Here is a 14934-nt window from a genome sequence, read left to right as displayed (position 1 = left end):
ACTCCTTAAAATAGCTCAGCTAAGCATCAGCAGCAATAAAAAGAGCCAAACCACTTCGGAAATTTCGTTAATCCATCCGTACACGTCCCCGGTCAACCCGCCCAACAACCTAGTTATTGCCGCCGCAGACAACATGGCAGTGCCAATAACCACAACCCCTACAGCCAGGCCCACCCATGATAATAGTGCACCGGTAAAAGCGGCGGTAAAAAGTATTGCAAAACTAATATCCACCCTTCGCAGGGATTGTGAAAAGGCTTTTCCCAGACCTTCCTCCCTGACATAAGGAAAGAAGAATGTGGCCAACACCATATTTAAGCGCCCGTAGACAGGCATGAGCAACAAAGCCGGCAATATCATTGCACCATCTTGGAATAGCTGCAACAACAAAGCCCATTTTAGCAGAGTAAGCATCACCACGGACACTACACTATGAGCGCCTACCCTGCTGTCCCGTAGAATTTCCAAGCGCCTTTCGCGGGTACGACCGCAGAACAGACCGTCCATGGTATCCATAAATCCGTCTAAATGTAATGCTCCGGTGATAGCAATCCCGACCATAAGAATAATCGCCGCGATTACTTCCGGGATCAGCATATCTCCCAGTAACCAATAAGAAAGCCATAGGCAACAGCCAACTATTACTCCCACTACCGGAAAAAAGGCCATGCTGCGTGCAAAATCGTTTTGGGTGATGTTGGGCTTGAACCCCACCGGTAATCTGGTAAGGAATTGTAACGCGCAAACAAATCTCTTTAACATAGACATATACTACTCCCTGGAAACACCGGCATCATCGAATGTGGCCATTTCGTTCAAAATCTTGACAGCTGCATCCACCATCAACATACCCAGTGCTGCACCGGTTCCCTCACCCAAGCGCATATCCATCATTAAAGTAGGCTTTAGCTCCATGGCATCCAGCATTTTGCGATGGCCCGGTTCTACTGAAAGATGGGAGCCAATGAGGTAATGTTTTGCCAGAGGCGCCATCTTTACTGCCACCAAAGCTGCAGCTCCGGAAATAAAGCCGTCAACCATTACCGGCACTCTCCTTGCAGCCGCCCCCAATACCACACCGGCTAATCCTGCGATCTCTAGTCCGCCCACTTTTACCAGAGCATCCAAGGGCTGCTCGGAATTAGGCCGGTTTACATCCAGTGCCTTATTTATAGCCGTAATTTTCCTGCGGAGCCCTTCATCGTTTACGCCGGTGCCGCGACCCACTGCTTCTTCTATCGGCAATCCCTCCAGAACTGAAAGCAACGCAGCACTGGGCGTGGTGTTGCCGATACCCATTTCGCCCATAGCCACAAAAGACGCTCCCTTATCAATTAGGGCGTTGACTACATCGATGCCCACTTCCAGTGCTGCAATGGCTTCTTCCATGGTCATGGCAGGCCCCTGGGCCATATTTTTCGTGCCATAGGCTATCTTTCGCTTATCCAATCCCGGCAGGTCAGGCAGGTCCACTGCCACCCCCACATCCACCATATATAATCTAGCTCCTGCATGCTTTGCTAAAACATTGATAGCTGCACCGCCGTTAGCAAAGTTAAGTATCATCTGAGGAGTGACCTCTTGAGGAAATGCACTGACTCCTTCGGCAACCACACCATGGTCACCGGCCATAAGGATAATTACCTTTTCCATGCTTTGGGGCAGAGCAGCTTTTCCGATAATACCCGCTATTTTTTTGACCACATCTTCTAATACCCCCAGACTACCCGGTGGTTTGGTAAGGTTATCCAATCGTTGTTGTGCCTCATGCATTGCTACCTCATTTAATGGTTCTATGGCCTGAATTGTTCTTTCCAATTTACTCATAGTTACTACCTCCTAATATTCAATTCCCCTGCGGCTGTCTACCCCGTCTTTGAAAGGATGTTTCACAGCTGCTACCTTGGTAACGTAATGAGCTTGCTCCAATACCTTTTTCGGCATGGTACGGCCGGTCAATATTAACTCTGTGTTACCGTCCCGACTATTGAGAAAATCAAGAAATTCGGCTTCCGATATCAATCCGCGGCGCAGTGCATTACCTACCTCGTCCAGTACCATAACCTGACACGTGCCTGCTGCCATTAATTCCCCGGCCTTACGCAAAGCGGCTTTAGCGAAACCGTACCGGGGGTCGCGGTTCTCCTGAAAACACTGACCGCATTTTTGACACTTTGCTTCCCCGGATTTTATCATGGCACTGCGGGGGCAAGTCCAACCAAACTTAAAATGCTGCAATTGGCTGGAAAAACGAGACAGGGAATAAATTTCACCGGAATATGTGCTTCCTTTCATAAACTGGATTAATGCTACGTCAGCGCCCCTGCCCAATGCTCGCAGAATTAGACCCAAAACCGCTGTAGTCTTCCCCTTGCCGTCACCAAAATATACATGTATCAACCCGTAACTAGCCATTCCCCTCTCGCCTCCCAAACTGTTGGCAAGCTGTCAAAAAACTGCGTGCTGCATCAGGTACACCCAAAAAATTCAGATGCAGATATGAAGCCAGTAGATTATTGTGGGTGAAGCCGTCAAACCTACCGTTCGCTCCCCGACCTCCGGAAAAAGCAAAAGCCGGCTTATGTAATGAACCGTGATACTCGGAGTAATGAAATTCATGCCCCTGCAGTTCTTGTCCCTTAAGACATAAGATATTGTCCGTTAGGGCCTGGGCCTTGATATATCCCATACCAACCAGTCGTTTTCCCATGACACAGGTGCCTGGAACCAAACCGGCCAGTTCATAAATCCTCCCATCATGGTCCTTTACCCGCTCTGTAAGAAACATCAAACCGCCGCATTCGGCATAGATAGGCATACCAAGGTGATGTGCAGCGTTTAGTGATTCCAGCATTTGCCGATTCCTTGCCAACTCATCTAAGTGGGTCTCGGGGAACCCACCGCCGATAATGATGCCGTCTACATTCTCAGGGATTGCCTTATCCCTCACAGGGCTAAAAAATTTTAGCTTCGCACCCATCGCCGTTAACAAGTCTAAACCATCTTGATAGTAGAAGTTAAACGCCTCATCCCGGGCCACAGCCAAGCTGACCTCAAAGTTATTTAAGATTTTTTGGCGATAAGGTGAGGTTAAAGACGGTGCGGACCGGGCAATAGTAATTAGTTCAGCCAAATCTACGGCAGCTGCTATATTCTCCCCCAGCCTGCTTATCTTTTCGTCTACTTCATCATGCTCAGCCACGGGCAGCAAACCCAGATGGCGTTCGGGGGTGGCAAGTGCCGCATCACGATAGACAGCACCTATCACCGGAATATTACATTTTTTCTCAATGGACTCTCTAACCATGGCATAATGTTTTTCAGAAGCTACTTTATTAATGATTACTCCTTTAATATTCAGGTCCGGCCAAAGATGCTGATAACCATAAACCACTGCTGCGGCACTTTGCCCCATAGATTTTACGTCCACCACCAAAATAACCGGCGCCTGCAGCAAACGGGCCACATGGGCAGTAGATCCCGCCCCGTCTTCCCGGGCACCGTCGAAAAGCCCCATTACACCTTCCACAACACTGATATCAGCTGACTCAGCCGCCCCTGTAAAAGATTGGAGTAACCTGTCTTCCCCAAGCATCCAACAGTCCAAGTTGCGAGACATGGTACCTGTGGCCAGCCGATGGTATCCGGGGTCAATATAGTCCGGCCCCACTTTAAATCCCTGGACCCTTAACCCCTGATTTTTCAATGCGGCCATAATCCCTGTAGCCAGGGTAGTTTTACCCACTCCGCTATGAGTACCGCCGATTACCACTCTGGGCATGTTCATCCAATCACCCCTACCATTATAATTACAATAACTGCTAACCCAACAAAAACTGCGGAAGCAAGCCGCACCAACCTAACGGTAACTCGAATGTCGTCAGGTGTTATCTCCCTAGTTCTGTCTCCCATGGTCGCGCGAAAGTTTGCCTGCCCGAAGTAATAATTTTTGCCCCCTAGTTGTATACCCAACGCGCCCGCGACTAAAGACTCGGGTATACCGCCATTAGGACTCGGATGTTTGCTGGAGTCCCGTTTCATAATGCGAAAAGCCGAACGGGTATCCCTGTTGCTCATAAAAATACCGGCAAGCAATAAACACGCCGTGATCCGGGCCGGAATGTAATTTACCGCATCGTCTAATTTGGCCGCCCAGCGTCCGAAGTGCAGGTGCTTTTCATTCTTGTAGCCGATCATAGAGTCCAAGGTGTTTACTGCCTTATACGCCAGCGCCAGAGGTGTACCGCCAATGGCCCCATAAAAGAGCGGTGCCACAACACCATCCACCAAATTCTCTGCCACGGTTTCCACTGCAGCCCGAGAAACTTCGGCAGCAGTTAACTGCTGCGTGTCTCGACCCACTACCATTCCCACTGCCCGCCGGGCTTCAACTAAATCGCCTTTGAGTAAATAACGGTAGACCGTGAGGGCTGCATCAGCCAATCCTTTGATGGCAATAGTTGTAGAAAGAAACCACAGATTAGCTGCCGCACCCAGCCAAAAATTAAGCTGATATAAAGCCTTAAAGCCCAGCCAAGCGGTAAGGAAAACTCCTGTCACCAACGAAACGGTCAATACCGCACCTGCCAGCCTCTCAGCCGCAGCGGTCGGAGAAACCCTTCTCAGCAGCCTTTCCCCCCGAGTTATTACTGCTCCCATTATTACCACAGGATGCGGTAAAGTTCTGGGGTCACCGATTGCTAAATCCAATAAGTACGCACCTATAAAAATAACCGCTTCCATACCACACCTTCTTAAAATCCCATAATACCCTTTAGTAAATCCATATCCAGGCTGCCCCGTACAACCTGTGCCAGCTTATCATAATCCTGCTGGCGTTTAGCAAAAGTGCTAGTATTACCCGGGCCTAAATGTTCAAGCCCCTTTCCCGCACGGAGTGTATTCAGTAAAAACATTCGCCATTCATCGTTATCAAACAGCCCGTGTAAGTAGGTGCCAAATACTTTGCCCGACTTGTTCACCGCACCGTCAACTTCCTTAGTCTTCTGCCCTGACCGCTGAGTAATCACAAACGCCGCATCTGTTTCCGGTCCCAGCACAGTTCTTCCCATATGGATTTCATACCCGAAAAATTCTTTTCCGCAAAACGGCTCAAAAAGAAAACCCTTGCCCAAGCAGCGCGCCCGGGCTTGATTAGTAACCTTCTGCGGTTCAAAGATGGTAACCAAATCCAACAGGCCCAGCCCCTTGGTAAAGTGAACTGACGCTTCGGTGCCCTGCGGATCCCGCAACTCACGACCTAATATTTGAAAACCGCCGCAAATACCGATCACGAGACAACCCTCTGCTGCCATACGCCTTATTTTTTCAGCCAAGCCCGATTTTTCCAAATAAAGGGCGTCTTCAATGGTATTTTTACTACCGGGGATAATGATTAAATCAGCACCTTTCAGCTGCCCCGGTTCTTGGACAAAAGTTAAACTTACATCCGGTTCGGCCTCCAAGCTGTCAATGTCAGTAAAGTTAGAGATGCGGGGTAAATGAATCACCTTTACATTGACTTTCTCAACGTCCTCGGTGTCGGTGCCGCCTCCCTGTTCCAGTACTACAGAGTCTTCCTCCGGAATTTTAAAGCCAGTAAAGTAAGGGACTACACCTAGTATCGGCTTTCCGGTCTTGGCTTCAAGGAAATCCAAAGCAGGCTGCAGCAGCTTAATGTCACCGCGGAACTTATTTATAATTATTCCTTTTACCAAGTCACGTTCATCTTCATCCAGCAGTTCGAGAGTGCCAACTACTGAAGCCAAAGCCCCTCCCCGGTCAATATCGGCAACCAATAAAACAGGTGCTCCGGACATTTTCGCCACTCTCATGTTCACAATATCCCGTGCCTTTAAGTTCACCTCGGCAGGACTGCCGGCACCCTCAATAACCGCCACTTGGAAGCCATCAATATAATCCAGGCATTCCTGAATTACCCCCAAGGCGGTAGTGTTAAAATCCAAGTGATATTCCTGTGCGCTCATGTTGCGTATCGGCTTACCCAACAAAACGACCTGGGATTTGGCATCGCCGGTAGGTTTTAATAGGATTGGGTTCATTCGTATATCCGGGTCAATGCCCGCTGCCTCCGCCTGCACCACTTGGGCCCTGCCCATTTCTCCCCCGTCCTGAGTAACATAGGAATTAAGAGCCATATTCTGCGCTTTAAAGGGAACCACACCATAGCCGTCCTGGGCAAAGATTCGGCACAGAGCTGCGGCCAATACGCTTTTGCCAACATTTGAAGATGTCCCCTGAAGCATTATTTTCTTGGCCATGCCAGCACTTCCCCTCCTCTTTTCAACACTACCGGCAGCCCGGAAACTGCCAAATAAACGTCGGCAGCACTGCCGGCCAAAGCCTGATTGATGCTGCCCAGGTGATCTGCAAATTGTCTGGAAAGAGCATTGTCGCCTATCAAACCCCAACCAACCTCTCCCGAAACCATGATTACCCTACTATCCATGGCACTTAAAGCCTGTTGCAGGGCAGCAACCTGAGCCATTACGTCTTTGCCATGAAACATTAAATTCGATACCCACATAGTGATGCAGTCCACCAGTATTACCGGATAACGTTTATCCAAGCTAACCAATAATGAAGCTATATCAAGAGGTTCCTCATGTGTATCCCATTCTTTCGGCCGCCGCCGGCGATGGATATCTATGCGCTCCTGCATCTCCCCATCCAGCGTTTCGGCGGTGGCCACATAGGCCACCCTATTTCCTGCGTACTGTTGAGCAAGGGTTTCGCCAATGGTGCTTTTGCCACTGCGGGACCCCCCGGTTATGAAAATATGGTCCGCCATGAAGTCCCTCCTAATCTTTCAAACTGTAGAGTAAGGCATTAACCACGGCGGCAGCAATGGTACTGCCGCCTCTGGTACCACGGATAGTAAGATAAGGGATGTCAGCCTGCTCCAATAATTCTTTGGATTCTTTGGCACCGACAAAACCCACCGGGGTGCCGACGATTGCCGCAGGAGCCCAACCTTCGGCAGCCATTTCCAAAATGGTAAATAAAGCTGTTGGGGCATTTCCCACAACCACCAGGTTATCCTTGATAAGATTTTGGGACATCCGGGCAGCAGTCATTGCTCGAGTTTCACCGGCCTCACTGGCTGCCGCTGCTACCGCAGCGTCACCAATACGGCAAACTACCTGCCCGCCTAGAGAAACAACTGTATGTTCACTGATACCAGTTCTAATCATATTGACATCTGTATAAATCGTGAAGTTTTTCTTTGTAAGTACCTGATACACCGCAGTAACAAACTGCGGGTGATGGGCAATGAGAGGCACAATGGCCGGGTCACCGGTGGTGTGAATGATGCGCCGGTAAATCTGATCTTCAACGGGACCTAAACCTAAAGCGCTAGTATACTGCCCGACAAAGTCCAGGCTTTCGGACTGAATTGCCTGAGGATGTTTCACATAATCCATTAGCCTACCTCCTGAATCCGATCTAACACTATATCCACGATCCTCGGATCAGGACCCAAATTTTTGGCGAAACGTATTTCCACAGCATACTTTTCCTGAAGGCTGCTGATATCCCCCGGGATATCTTCCTGTACGTGAATGCCGTTGTAAAGGAAAAATGGCATCACCACGATTTGCTTTACCCCTGCTTCCACTAATTTTTTAACGGATGTCTCCAAATCTGGCTGACAATGGCCCATGAATGCCGGCTCAAGTACTGAAAAATCAGCTCTTTCCTTTAACATTTTCACAATTTCATATAACGAATCATTAGCTTCTGCCGCTCTGCTGCCATGACCTAACACTATTACCGCTTTCATAATAATCCCCTCCCCTTTAAAAATTTACTAACCCCCTGGTGCGAGGTAACTTTGCGGATATAATCCACTCGAGGCCTGCGCACAACCACTATGGGCAAGCTCATAGATAATGCCGCCTCCACTTTAACCGGTGTTCCTCCGGTACTGCCGCTGTCTTTGGTAATAACTACCCCAATATCATACTGCCGGAAAAGAGCACAGTTTAGCTCTTTCGCAGCTACTCCCCGTAAAGCCACAATTTCCGCGATGTCATATTGCTTGCACAAAGCAATACTGTTTTCTTCCGGCAGCACCCGGGCCACCACCGGCTTCCTATTCATTAAACCTGCTTCATGAAGTATTGGCAGCGGTTTAACGCCCACAGCCAGAAATACCGTCCCGGCCTGTTGGCGGGCTGTTGCTGCCGCCTGCTGCCAATTGTCTACCGGTAATAACAGCGGGTGTTCGGGGAAACCCAGCTCCGGTCTTTCAAAACGCAGATATGGCAGTCCTAGGTCGCCGCATACCCGCTGAGCCAATTGAGATACCTGTATAGCAAAAGGATGACTGGCGTCCACCACGGCAGTAATATTTTTTTCAGAGATAAAGCGCGGCAGAGTTTCTTCGGTAAAGATTTGCTGCACCAGCTCAATTGCCGTTTTTTCTTGAAAAACCCTGGCACCCAGGGGCGTGGCCACAGATAACGTTACTTTAGCACCCATGCCTGATAAATAAGCCGCTAGTTGCCGGCTATCAGCAGTGCCCCCAATGACTAGAATCACACCCTGTACCCCCTAGGTGTTATCATTTGCTTACCGGCAACGTAAGTTTGACTATTACCGATAATCACTGTGGTGAACATATCTATCTCATGATGAGTAAATTCCTTTAGATTAGATAATGTCACCTCTTCCCCTTCACGCTTGGCATTGCGCACGATGCCAACAGGAGTATCCGGGGAAACGACGGTTAATAACAGCTGACGCACTTCCTCAATCTGCTTAACCCGTTTTTTACTCTTAGGATTATAAAGAGCAATGACAAAATCTCCGCGAGCAGCCATTTCTACTCGTTTTATAATCGTGGACCAAGGCGTTAATAAATCACTGAGGCTGATGCAAGCAAAATCATGCATTAGCGGGGCGCCTAAAGAAGCTGCCGCCGCATTGGCTGCGGTAATCCCCGGTACAACCTCTACCCCTATATCCGCATCTGCTTTATCCAGCATCTGATAAAGGATTCCCGCCATGCCGTATATTCCGGGGTCTCCGCTGCTTACCAAGGACACTGTCTTACCTGCGGCAGCAAGATTTATCACTTGTTGACAGCGCTCCACTTCGCGGGTCATGCCGGATGAGATAACACGCTGGTCATCGGCAGTTAAGTCAGTGATTAAGTCAATATAGGCTTTGTACCCTACCACCACCTGGCTGGTGGTGATGCACTGTCTGGCCCTGTCCGATATAAATTCCTTTTTCCCCGGGCCTATCCCCACTATATAGATGTGGCCGCTGCCACTGCCACTGTTATGCCTGGAAAAACCGTCTTTGCTACTACCAGTATGGGTGTTGGTGCTTCCCGCATTGCTGCCGGTTCGCATACTCCTTCAACTCCTATTCTTTCCTTTACCGCCCGAGATCGCGTTAGGGAGAATTGGTCTATTGTTTCCCCCAATTCTTTAGGGGTAAAATATTTAATCGGTACTTCTAAACGCCGGGCTAAATACTGCAGCGCCGCTTCTTCCTTTTTCACCGTGCAGGTACCTACCTGTTTGATTGAGCTGATACTTAACCTATTTTTTTCTAACGTTTCAAGGACAGCCCCTTCTATTTTCTGGTAGTGGATCCCCTTCCTACACCCTATACCCAGGTAAAGGTTTGGCGGCCTAAGGTGAAGAAAAGGTTTCTTTAACTGATGGCCTGTTTTATTGGTAACCAACACCTTTATGCTGTTTTCCAATTCCAAACGTGTTTTGGCTTTAGACACCGGGTAACCGCCCAAGGTTTTGCCCTCAAGATAATCGCAATCAGTTACCAAACTAACACTACTGCCGTTAGCCAGAGCCGCATTAACTTCCGTTAACCTTTCCATAGGCTCTACTTTCCAGCCCAGCTGCCGCGCTAATTCGTCTATCGCCACTATGCCCTGAACATCGGTGGAAGTAGTGATGACTGGCTCCGCCCCAATCTTTTCTGCCAACTGACTGGCTAGCTGATTAGCGCCCCCAAGATGACCGGAAAGAGCACTGACAACAAATCTGCCTGCTTCATCCATTACCAGTATTGCAGGATCTTGATCTTTCCCCTGTAAATATGGACCAATGGTACGAATCACAATGCCTAAGGCCATAATCAGCACCACTGCTCGGTATTGAGAGAGGATTTCGGGAAACAAATCTTTTAAGGAAGCAAAGGTCCTATATTCAGGATGCAGGGAACTATTATCTTGTCGTTTGTTTAATACGAAAACATCACAGTCCTTTACTTCGGCAATTTTACCTGCAAGGGTACAGCCACCTCGAGTAAGGGCTACTACTGCAATTTTCATTTGCTTTCATCCTGCTTAGCTTCACGATAGCCATGGCTGAACTCGGGGTGGTAAAGTAACGAGCGCTGATAATCGTTACCCAGAAAGTCCCCTACCAAAATTAATGCAGTGCGGCTGATAGCTGCTGCTTTTACTTTTTCTGCAATGTTTGACAAAGTACCGTGAACTATCTTTTCTTCCGGCCAGGAAGCTTTCTGAACCACTGCCACCGGCGTCTGCTCAGGATATCCCTGCCGCAGTTCCGCTACTACTTTATCAATCATCTGTACCGACAGAAACAAGCACATGGTGGCTCCGTGCTTGGCCAATCCGGCGAGGTTTTCCTGCTCCGGAACGGGCGTTCTGCCCTCTAAGCGAGTAAGAATTACCGTTTGACTGATATCAGGCAAGGTATATTCTCGCTTAATGCTTGCAGCCGCTGCCAGAAACGAGCTAACCCCGGGAATAATATCGAAAGCTATGCCCTCTTGTGCCAGCGCATCCATCTGTTCTTGTATGGCACCATATAGGCACGGGTCACCGGTATGTACTCGGGCTACAGTTCTCCCTAGGCTTACGGCCTTTTTCATCACTGCCAATACTTCTTCCAAAGTCATACCCGCACTGTCGTAAACTTCCGCATCCTTTCTACCATGAGCTAATACTTCCTTATTCACCAATGAGCCAGCATAAATAATAACGTCCGCCTCATTTAATGCTTTGGCACCCTTAACTGTAATCAAATCGGGGTCTCCGGGTCCGGCACCGATAAAAATTACTTTCATGACAATCCCCCTTTTTTCCCAGCCTTGACAATCATCAGAGACAAATAGTCTATTTGTTGCCCCCGCAGCCTATCAATATCATTGGTAATCAGCTCTTTTTCCGTGCCGCAGCGGCTGATGAACAATGTCTGTTCTTTAAGATTAAGTTCATCTAGAACCTTGACGATGGTATCAAAAGAGCGGGATACTTTCATCAGAACACAATTTTCATGTTTGCTTAGCATATCTTTCAAATAAACCTCAGCGCCCACCGATGGTACAATTACCAATGTTTCATCACCTTCTACCAACGGCAACCCCGCCCTAGCTGCACAAGCTGCAAAAGAAGTAATCCCGGGTACAAATTCTACTTTAATTTGCGGTTGCATACGCTGGATCGCTTCCAGCAAATATGAAGCCGTACTGTAAGTAAGTGAGTCACCCAGAGTTAAAAAGGCCACATCGCCGTCCATTAGCCGCTTGAGAACATTTTCCGCGGCTTTTTCCCAATAATCGTTCAGCTTAATGCGACAGCTGATCATGGGCATATAGAGAAATTCGACCGGTATTCCATCAGGTATGTATCGTCGTGTAATGTCCAGTGCCACACTTTCTTCCTTTTCCTTAGCTTTAGGAACAAATATGGCGGCCACCTCCTGTAATATCCGGTGGGCCTTTAAAGTTAATAGTTCCGGGTCACCGGGACCCACGCCAATCGCGTATAATTTGTTCAAGCTCTAACCCCCTTTCACACCCCAAGCAATAGTAACCGGATTTAGTGCCTGCCACATATGTACCTTCCCGGCTTTTTTCATTTTGCTTAAAGATAGGCTGACTGCATCAACTGTGAAGCCGTTCATCTCCATGAGATTAACAGCCTGATACGTGGTTTCCAGCGTAACCGCATTGATCACAATGCGGCCTCCTTCCGGCAGAAGTTCTGCAAGAGTTTCGATGATAGTTTGCAACTGACCGCCGCTGCCGCCGATAAAAACCCGATCGGGGGCAGGTAATCCTTCAAGACAGCCCGGTGCCTTTCCCGGCACCAACTGGACGTTTTCCAAGGAGTATTGCGCTGCGTTTCGCTGAATGAGTTCCCCCGCAGATTCTTTTTCTTCTATGGCAAACACTTTACCCTCCGGCATAAGGAGAGCAGCTTCAACAGTGACAGACCCGGTACCCGCCCCGATATCATAAAGAACATGATGACGTTCCAGTGCCAGCTTAGCCAGGGATATTACACGAATTTCTTCTTTAGTCATCGGCACTTCACCGCGCATAAACTCATGGTCAGGAATCCCGGGTACCGCTTTTTTTTCATTCATAACAAATCACCATCACGCTATTTGTTGCCTCCGTTTCTACCTGAGAAAGATAATTGATACTAATGCTTTCCATTTCCGTGCATAAATTGTCGCATACATATACTAGAGGATCACCCGGCACTTTCCCTTGAAGAAAACGAGCAATGACCCCGGGGTTATGATGCTTATCCGTTAGTACGGCCACCACCCGGTCTGGCCTGATAATTTCCGCCAGCCCTGTTAACGGGCGCCCATGAACACTATAGAACACCGCATCCTGCCAGGTACGGCCTATCCTGGCAAAAGCCAGCTGCATGGAACTTACTCCCGGTATTACCTTAATCTCTTCTTCTGTAAAATGGCGCTTTACATAGTTCAGCATACTGTAAAAACCAGGATCACCGCTCACTAAAACTGCTACTTTATAATCCTCTCTCAGCCCTTTTAGTTTATTGATGGTTCCCTGAAGGTCTCCGTCAATCACATGCTGAGGTTTCTTTAAGTGGGAAAACAGCGCCAGGGCCCTTGGCCCCCCCATAAGATAATCTGATCGTTGCACCGCTTTAACCGCGGCCGGAAGCAGGTAGTCTTTATGTCCCGGCCCGATGCCCACTACGGTAATTGGGAATACCATTGTTTACTCCTCCCTATGGCCAACGCGTTGGCATCAAAACCCACTACTTCACCTTTTAATGAAAGCAGTATGCTTCCAACTTCCAACTTCCCGTGAATTCTTTGCTGCGCCCTGGCAGATATCCTGCCCGCTAGCTTATAAAGAACAGGGGCTAAATCATGCTCCTTTAATACAGGAATAGCCGCCTCAGCGGTAACGCATTGGGCTAAAGTCTCCAGAACCTCCTGCCGCACCCCTGATAGAGCCGCCTCAACAATTATCGCCTCTAATCTGGCATCTGCCATTTTACTGTGGGTATGGAAAATCCCTGCGGCCACCTTTGCCAATTTCCCTAAATGTCCGCACAATACTATTCTTCTAACCCCCGAAACCACACTTTGGTCCAGCATATACCCGACAAAATTACTCATTTGAACCACGGCCTGCTCAGGGATACCCAATGCATGGGCGTGCTTTTGTCCTATTCGGCCCGGAGTAAGTACTATAGTATCCTCCCCTTGGGCTAAGGCCACCTTAATTTGCGGTACCAGTGAGTTTTTAAAGGCTTCCTCAGACATGGGCTCAACAATTCCGGTAGTTCCCAGAAGGGAAATTCCGCCCTTGATGCCCAATTGGGGGTTAAGAGTTCTCGCAGCAACCTGTTCGCCTCCCGGCACCCAGACTTTTATGTTTATACCTTGATCAGCGGTTATTACTGACCGTACAGCCTCTTCAATCATCCGGCGAGGCACCGGGTTTATGGCAGGTTCCCCCACAGCCACTGCCAATCCGGGTTTCGTCACTGTACCTACCCCTTCCCCGGTAGTAATGGTTATCCCGGGGGCCTCGGCCAAACTTGCCTGGGCAAAAACCTTAATACCGTCAGTGATATCCGGGTCATCGCCCGCATCTTTGATCACGCTGCAACTGGCGGTATGGTTACCAACAATGCAGTCGTGAACACCCAGGTTTAGCATTACACCTGAAGGAGTATAAATAGAAATTTTATCTAAATTTTCTTTGGTTAGAAGCAGCGCAGTCGCCCCTTTGGCCGCAGCGGCGGCACAGGAACCGGTAGTATAACCTTTACGCCAGCGGCGCTTTTGAGGCTTGGTTCCTGTATAAAGCAGGGTACGCCAGGCTTGCCCGATAGTAAGAGGGATATCATCGTGAAAACGCCAACCATGATGTTTTTCTATTACCTCAAACAGATGGCCAATTCGCGGCAGCCTCAACCCTGCCTGCCGTAACGCCTCTCTGTTATTAAAAACTGTCTCGGGATTGCCCTCCAATACCATAGTGCCTCGCTCCAGAATAAGTACTCGATGAGCATATACCGGCACCAGTTCCACATCGTGGGTTGAGAAAATAACCGTCAAACCTCGTTCCTGGTTAAGACGAAGCACTAATTTCATCAGATCGCTGACAGCAACCGGGTCCAGCCCTGCTGTGGGCTCATCCAAAATAAGTATTTCCGGCTCCATAGCCAACACCCCAGCCACTGCCACTCTTTTCTTTTGGCCGAAGCTCAGCATATGAATGGGGCGATGTTCAAAACCTTCCAGCCCAACCACCGCCAGGCTTTGCTGTACCCGACGAAAAATTTCATCCTTAGGCAAACCCATATTTGCCGGACCAAAAGCTACGTCCTGGGCCACGGTGGGAGCCAGTAACTGATCATTGGGGTCTTGGAAAACAAAACCGATGCGCCTGTGCAATTCCCGCTTTGATATATCATCCAACGGCGTATCGCCCATTTTTATTTCCCCTTCTTGAATATCTAAAATCCCTGTAAGCAGCTTAAAAAGGGTGGTTTTACCTGACCCGTTACGGCCAAGTACCGCTAAAAATTCACCCGGCCATACAGTTAGATTTACTGATTCCAATGCGCTGATGCTGCCGGCATATTTATAGGAAAGTTTATTAATATCTATTAGCGCCAAA

17 protein-coding genes are annotated in these 14934 nt (G+C 48.7%); all 17 read right to left on the bottom strand.

The window, feature by feature from the left end:
- Positions 1–15: 15 nt before the first annotated feature.
- The 17 genes from cobS to cbiD are packed head-to-tail and all read right to left on the bottom strand — an operon-like array spanning position 16 to position 14933.
- Positions 16–762, bottom strand: coding sequence for an adenosylcobinamide-GDP ribazoletransferase (cobS, locus tag MFMK1_RS08220; RefSeq protein ID WP_366924630.1), 747 nt, complete (start codon positions 760–762; stop codon positions 16–18).
- Positions 763–771: 9 nt separating this feature from the next.
- Positions 772–1827: a nicotinate-nucleotide--dimethylbenzimidazole phosphoribosyltransferase gene (cobT, locus tag MFMK1_RS08215; RefSeq protein ID WP_366924629.1), complete on the bottom strand. Its 1056-nt coding sequence runs from the start codon at positions 1825–1827 to the stop codon at positions 772–774.
- 12 nt (positions 1828–1839) lie between these two features.
- Positions 1840–2415 (bottom strand): cob(I)yrinic acid a,c-diamide adenosyltransferase, encoded by a 576-nt coding sequence (locus tag MFMK1_RS08210; RefSeq protein WP_366924628.1) that lies wholly within the window; start codon positions 2413–2415, stop codon positions 1840–1842.
- Entirely contained in the window at positions 2408–3787 is a 1380-nt protein-coding gene (locus MFMK1_RS08205; RefSeq protein ID WP_366924627.1) for a cobyrinic acid a,c-diamide synthase CobB, read from the bottom strand. Before MFMK1_RS08205 ends, MFMK1_RS08210 begins: the two co-directional genes overlap by 8 nt.
- Positions 3784–4743 (bottom strand): adenosylcobinamide-phosphate synthase CbiB, encoded by a 960-nt coding sequence (gene cbiB / locus MFMK1_RS08200; RefSeq protein ID WP_366924626.1) that lies wholly within the window; start codon positions 4741–4743, stop codon positions 3784–3786. Before cbiB ends, MFMK1_RS08205 begins: the two co-directional genes overlap by 4 nt.
- An 11-nt stretch (positions 4744–4754) precedes the next feature.
- Positions 4755–6281 (bottom strand): cobyric acid synthase, encoded by a 1527-nt coding sequence (locus MFMK1_RS08195; protein ID WP_366924625.1) that lies wholly within the window; start codon positions 6279–6281, stop codon positions 4755–4757.
- Positions 6266–6811 (bottom strand): bifunctional adenosylcobinamide kinase/adenosylcobinamide-phosphate guanylyltransferase, encoded by a 546-nt coding sequence (cobU, locus tag MFMK1_RS08190; protein WP_366924624.1) that lies wholly within the window; start codon positions 6809–6811, stop codon positions 6266–6268. The genes MFMK1_RS08195 and cobU overlap by 16 nt, the downstream gene beginning before the upstream one ends.
- A 10-nt stretch (positions 6812–6821) precedes the next feature.
- Positions 6822–7445, bottom strand: a complete 624-nt coding sequence (locus MFMK1_RS08185; RefSeq protein WP_366924623.1) for a precorrin-8X methylmutase — start codon at positions 7443–7445, stop codon at positions 6822–6824.
- Positions 7445–7804, bottom strand: a complete 360-nt coding sequence (locus tag MFMK1_RS08180; RefSeq protein ID WP_366924622.1) for a sirohydrochlorin chelatase — start codon at positions 7802–7804, stop codon at positions 7445–7447. Before MFMK1_RS08180 ends, MFMK1_RS08185 begins: the two co-directional genes overlap by 1 nt.
- Positions 7801–8565 (bottom strand): precorrin-6A reductase, encoded by a 765-nt coding sequence (gene cobK / locus MFMK1_RS08175; protein WP_366924621.1) that lies wholly within the window; start codon positions 8563–8565, stop codon positions 7801–7803. Before cobK ends, MFMK1_RS08180 begins: the two co-directional genes overlap by 4 nt.
- Positions 8562–9383, bottom strand: coding sequence for a precorrin-3B C(17)-methyltransferase (gene cobJ / locus MFMK1_RS08170; protein ID WP_366924620.1), 822 nt, complete (start codon positions 9381–9383; stop codon positions 8562–8564). The genes cobK and cobJ overlap by 4 nt, the downstream gene beginning before the upstream one ends.
- Positions 9278–10330 (bottom strand): cobalt-precorrin 5A hydrolase, encoded by a 1053-nt coding sequence (locus MFMK1_RS08165; protein WP_366924619.1) that lies wholly within the window; start codon positions 10328–10330, stop codon positions 9278–9280. Before MFMK1_RS08165 ends, cobJ begins: the two co-directional genes overlap by 106 nt.
- Positions 10327–11094, bottom strand: a complete 768-nt coding sequence (cobM, locus tag MFMK1_RS08160) for a precorrin-4 C(11)-methyltransferase (protein ID WP_366924618.1) — start codon at positions 11092–11094, stop codon at positions 10327–10329. The genes MFMK1_RS08165 and cobM overlap by 4 nt, the downstream gene beginning before the upstream one ends.
- Positions 11091–11807 carry a precorrin-2 C(20)-methyltransferase gene (gene cobI / locus MFMK1_RS08155; protein ID WP_366924617.1) on the bottom strand — a complete coding sequence of 239 codons (717 nt, stop codon included), beginning with the start codon at positions 11805–11807 and terminating at the stop codon, positions 11091–11093. Before cobI ends, cobM begins: the two co-directional genes overlap by 4 nt.
- Positions 11808–11810: 3 nt before the next feature.
- A complete protein-coding gene (gene cbiT, locus MFMK1_RS08150; RefSeq protein ID WP_366924616.1) occupies positions 11811–12398 on the bottom strand; it encodes a precorrin-6Y C5,15-methyltransferase (decarboxylating) subunit CbiT in 588 nt (195 codons plus the stop codon).
- On the bottom strand, positions 12391–13011 hold the full coding sequence (cbiE, locus tag MFMK1_RS08145; RefSeq protein ID WP_366924615.1) for a precorrin-6y C5,15-methyltransferase (decarboxylating) subunit CbiE: 621 nt from the start codon (positions 13009–13011) through the stop codon (positions 12391–12393). The genes cbiT and cbiE overlap by 8 nt, the downstream gene beginning before the upstream one ends.
- Positions 12990–14933, bottom strand: a complete 1944-nt coding sequence (gene cbiD / locus MFMK1_RS08140; protein ID WP_366924614.1) for a cobalt-precorrin-5B (C(1))-methyltransferase CbiD — start codon at positions 14931–14933, stop codon at positions 12990–12992. Before cbiD ends, cbiE begins: the two co-directional genes overlap by 22 nt.
- Between the last annotated feature and the right edge of the window lies 1 nt (position 14934).

Source organism: Metallumcola ferriviriculae, assembly GCF_035573695.1.
Taxonomy (GTDB): Bacteria; Bacillota; JADQBR01; order JADQBR01; family JADQBR01; genus Metallumcola; species Metallumcola ferriviriculae.
This window is presented reverse-complemented; position numbering and strand designations above follow the sequence as displayed.

Coding starts and splice junctions, on each gene's coding strand:
- cobS (WP_366924630.1), bottom strand. CDS start 762: ATGTTAAAGAGATTTGTTTGCGCGTTACAATTCCTTACCAGATTACCG.
- cobT (WP_366924629.1), bottom strand. CDS start 1,827: ATGAGTAAATTGGAAAGAACAATTCAGGCCATAGAACCATTAAATGAG.
- MFMK1_RS08210 (WP_366924628.1), bottom strand. CDS start 2,415: ATGGCTAGTTACGGGTTGATACATGTATATTTTGGTGACGGCAAGGGG.
- MFMK1_RS08205 (WP_366924627.1), bottom strand. CDS start 3,787: ATGAACATGCCCAGAGTGGTAATCGGCGGTACTCATAGCGGAGTGGGT.
- cbiB (WP_366924626.1), bottom strand. CDS start 4,743: ATGGAAGCGGTTATTTTTATAGGTGCGTACTTATTGGATTTAGCAATC.
- MFMK1_RS08195 (WP_366924625.1), bottom strand. CDS start 6,281: ATGGCCAAGAAAATAATGCTTCAGGGGACATCTTCAAATGTTGGCAAA.
- cobU (WP_366924624.1), bottom strand. CDS start 6,811: ATGGCGGACCATATTTTCATAACCGGGGGGTCCCGCAGTGGCAAAAGC.
- MFMK1_RS08185 (WP_366924623.1), bottom strand. CDS start 7,445: ATGGATTATGTGAAACATCCTCAGGCAATTCAGTCCGAAAGCCTGGAC.
- MFMK1_RS08180 (WP_366924622.1), bottom strand. CDS start 7,804: ATGAAAGCGGTAATAGTGTTAGGTCATGGCAGCAGAGCGGCAGAAGCT.
- cobJ (WP_366924620.1), bottom strand. CDS start 9,383: ATGCGAACCGGCAGCAATGCGGGAAGCACCAACACCCATACTGGTAGT.
- MFMK1_RS08165 (WP_366924619.1), bottom strand. CDS start 10,330: ATGAAAATTGCAGTAGTAGCCCTTACTCGAGGTGGCTGTACCCTTGCA.
- cobM (WP_366924618.1), bottom strand. CDS start 11,094: ATGAAAGTAATTTTTATCGGTGCCGGACCCGGAGACCCCGATTTGATT.
- cbiT (WP_366924616.1), bottom strand. CDS start 12,398: ATGAATGAAAAAAAAGCGGTACCCGGGATTCCTGACCATGAGTTTATG.
- cbiE (WP_366924615.1), bottom strand. CDS start 13,011: ATGGTATTCCCAATTACCGTAGTGGGCATCGGGCCGGGACATAAAGAC.